The organism is Hypericibacter sp., assembly GCF_050729195.1.
Taxonomy (GTDB): domain Bacteria; phylum Pseudomonadota; class Alphaproteobacteria; order Dongiales; family Dongiaceae; genus Hypericibacter.
Genome location: NZ_JBOHKS010000235.1, coordinates 1 through 3,427, shown reverse-complemented (window position 1 = coordinate 3,427; position 3,427 = coordinate 1). Strand labels below are relative to the sequence as shown.

The 3,427-nt window shown below is 68.0% G+C and carries 4 protein-coding genes; 2 read left to right on the top strand and 2 right to left on the bottom strand.

Translation table 11 applies throughout. From position 1 onward, the window contains the following. A partial coding sequence (locus ACREE8_RS18415) for a nitrilase-related carbon-nitrogen hydrolase (RefSeq protein ID WP_431574463.1) occupies positions 1-199 on the bottom strand: 199 nt, incomplete at its 3' end. Between the two features lie 2 nt (positions 200-201). Then, a complete protein-coding gene (locus ACREE8_RS18410; protein ID WP_431574462.1) occupies positions 202-1,188 on the bottom strand; it encodes a LysR substrate-binding domain-containing protein in 987 nt (328 codons plus the stop codon). A gap of 111 nt (positions 1,189-1,299) precedes the next feature. Between ACREE8_RS18410 and ACREE8_RS18405 the strand changes: the two genes are divergently transcribed. Together ACREE8_RS18405 and ACREE8_RS18400 are read left to right on the top strand one after the other, a co-directional pair. After that, positions 1,300-2,313 (top strand): agmatine deiminase family protein, encoded by a 1,014-nt coding sequence (locus ACREE8_RS18405; protein WP_431574461.1) that lies wholly within the window; start codon positions 1,300-1,302, stop codon positions 2,311-2,313. A 318-nt stretch (positions 2,314-2,631) separates the two neighbouring features. Beyond that, positions 2,632-3,427: DUF4139 domain-containing protein (locus ACREE8_RS18400; protein WP_431574460.1), on the top strand; the 796-nt coding region annotated here is incomplete at its 3' end.

Here is a 3,427-nt window from a genome sequence, read left to right as displayed (position 1 = left end):
CGACGGGCCGCGCCAACTCGCGGTATCGCGGATTGTCGGTCTTGCAGAAATAGGGCGCCTCGAACAGCTCCGAGGGCAGCACCAGCTTGGCGCCCTGGTCCGCCGCGCGGTGGGCGAGATCGAGCACCCGCGCCACCGTCGCGTTCTGGTTCCAGTCATGGGTGGTCTGCAGGGCGGCGACGGTCAAAGGACGCGACATGGTCATTTCCCTTTTCGGGCAGCGGTTGCGGGTGGAGCTTCGCCGCGGTCGGCGAGCCAGGCGCGGGTGAGGAGGGCTTCCTCGTCCAGCCACTTCAGGAAGCGCTGGATATTGAGTTTGGCGGCGGCTTCGGCGTTCACGGTGACGCACCAATCCTGATCGGCCGGAATGGCGAAGGGGAGCGGCGTCACCAGCCGGCCGGCCTCGAGATCGGTCGCGGCCAGCAGGAGACTGCCGAGCGCCACGCCCAGCCCTTCGACGGCCGCCTGCAGCAGCGCGCCGGAATCGCCGAAATTATAGCCCTGGGCCGGCACCGCCGCACGCGAACCTTGGGCCGCGAACCAGCGCGTCCAATCCTCGCGGCGCTCGTCATGGAGCAGGGGCCGCGTCAGCAGGTCGGCGGGCTGGCGCAGGGGCCTGGGCTTCTGCGCCAGCGCCGGCGCGCAGACCGGCATCAGCAGATCGCCGAACAGCGGGCGCGTCTCGATGCCTTGCGTCTCGCGGCCGTGGCCGGCCGCCGCCTGCGGCAGGATCGCCAGATGGATCTCGCCCCGCGCCATGTCGACCGGCGCGTCGGTCGAGAACAGCCAGAGATCGAGCTCGGGATGGCGCGCCTTGAGCCGGGGCAGCCGCGGCATGAGCCAGCGCTGGGCGAAGGGGCCCCGCGTATAGAGGATGAGCTGGTTGGGCTTGCGATACTGCTCGAGCCGCTTGAGGCCGAGCTCGAGCCGGCCGAAACAGTCGCGCAGCGTGATCTCGAGATCGCGGCCCGCATCGGTCAGGACCGCGTTGCGATGGAGCCGGTTGAAGAGCGGCTGGCCCAGATGCTCCTCGAGCATGCGGATCTGGTGGCTGACAGCCGACTGCGTCATGCCGAGCTCGCCGCCGGCCTTGGAGAAGCTGCCGAGCCGCGCCGCGGTCGCGAAGGCGCCCAGCGCCCGCATCGAGGGAAGGGCGCGCAGCGAGGTCGTGGAGTCCGGCTTTCGCATGAGTAATTTCGATCAGAATGACGAGATTTTTCAGTCTGCAATCCTGGCAACGGAATCAATATAATCAGCTTGGTTTCGAACCGACAAGGTTTTCCGAGGGGCGCTTCCATCATGAGTATATTGAATGACGTGCGGATGCCGGCGGAGTGGGAGCCCCATCGCGGCTGCTTCATGGCCTGGCCGCGCAATGCCGAGGCCTGGGGCCGCGGCCTCGAGGAGGTGCGCCGCGACTATGGCGCGGTGGCCCATGCGATCGCCCGCTTCGAGCCGCTGACCGTGATCGTCGACCCGGCGCAGGTGGCCGAAGCGCGCAATCAGCTCGGGTCCGAGATCGAGATCCTGGCGCTGCCCTTCGACGAGCCCTGGATGCGCGACATGGGGCCGACCTTCACCAAGCGCGGCGACGGCGCCGTGGCCGCCGTCTCCTGGCGCTTCAATGGCTGGGGCTGCTATGCGCCGGTGTTCGACCAGGATGCGCGGCTCGGCCGGCGTCTCGCTGCCAAGATCGAGGCGCCGCTGATCAGCTCGGCGCTCGCGGTCGAGGGCGGGGCGCTCCATGTCGACGGCGCCGGCACGCTGCTGACAACGGATACGGTGATTCTCAACAAGAACCGCAATCCCGGCATCACGCGCGAGGCGGCGGAGGCCGAGTTCGCCCGCGCGCTCGGCATTACCAAGACGATCTGGCTGCCGGGGAATCCCTACGAGAAGGGCACCGACGGTCATATCGACGGCATCGCCTGCTTCGTGCGGCCGGGCATGCTGCTGTTCGAAGCCAGCGCTTCCAGCCGGCCCGAGATGCGCGAGGCGACCGAGCGCAACCGCCGGGCGCTCGACGGCCAGACCGATGCCCTCGGCCGGCCGCTCGAGATCCTCACCATCCGCGAGGCGCCCGACGGCCGTCATGGCGCCAAGGGCTGGGGCTACTCGACCTCTTACGTGAATTTCTACATCGCCAATGGCGGCGTGGTGATGCCGAGCTTCGGCCTGCCGAAGGAAGACGCGGTCGCCCGCGAGACGGTCGCCGCGGCCTTTCCCGACCGCGAGGTGACGCAGGTCGACATCTCGACGCTCGCCGCGGCCGGCGGCGGGATCCACTGCATCACCCAGCAATGGCCGGCGTGAGTTTATTCCTGATCCCCGTCGTCACCCTTTCCCTGTCGTGCCCGGATCCCCGGGTCCGACCAGAGGTCGGCCCGAGGACAAGCTTGATCCGGGCATCCAGTCCTGCCGGTCCCTGAATCGCCGGGTCGGGCCCGGCGATGACAAAAGAACGACAGCACGCCAACGCCCTTAAAATCCCTTGCCCGCGCCCTCAATTGGCCTTATTGGCGCGCATTCCTGGCGGCCGTGGGTAATGGTTGCCGCTCCTGTTGCAGAACCGAGACGAAGGGTTGTCGTCCGGCCGCAATTTCCGGGATCGGCCTTTTGGGGAGTTTCAAGATGAGCTTTCGCTCGAATTTGCTGCGCGCCTCGGCGCTGAAGCCGGTGGCGTTCAAGACGGGGGCCGCTCTGTCGCTGGCCATGGCCCTGCTGCTGGGCTCGGCGGCAATCCTGCCGGGCGCCGCGCGCGCCGAGGACATCGTGGCCGAGACGCCGATCTCGCTCAGCGACCAGACCGGCGTTGCCATCACCATCTACAACCAGGACCTGGCATTGGTGCGCGACCAGCGCAAGATTCCGCTGACCGCGGGCCTCAATGACCTGGCCTTCGCCGATGTGAGCGCGCTGATGCGGCCGGAGACGGCGCTGCTGCGCGTCGACGGCGCCAAGGTCACGGTGCGCGAGCAGAACTTCAATTTCGACCTGCTGACGCCCGAGAAGCTGCTGGAGAAGTCTGTCGGCCGCAAGGTGCGCGTCATCACCACCAACACTGCCACCGGTGCGGAGACCACCGAGGACGCGATCGTGCTCAGCGTCTCCGGCGGCGTGGTGCTGAAGATCGGCGACCGGATCGAAACGACCCCGCCCGGCCGCATCGTGTTCGACGAAGTGCCGCCGAATCTGCGTGCGCGCCCGACGTTGGTGATCGACGCCGACAGCGACAAGGCCGGCACGGCGACCGCCCAGCTCAGCTATCTGACAGGCGGGCTCAACTGGGCGGCCGACTATGTGGCCTCGCTCAGCCCGGACGAGAAGACGCTCGACATCGATGGCTGGGTCACGCTCACCAACCAGAGCGGCACCACCTATCGCGACGCCAAGCTGCAGCTGGTGGCGGGCGACGTGCATCGCGTCC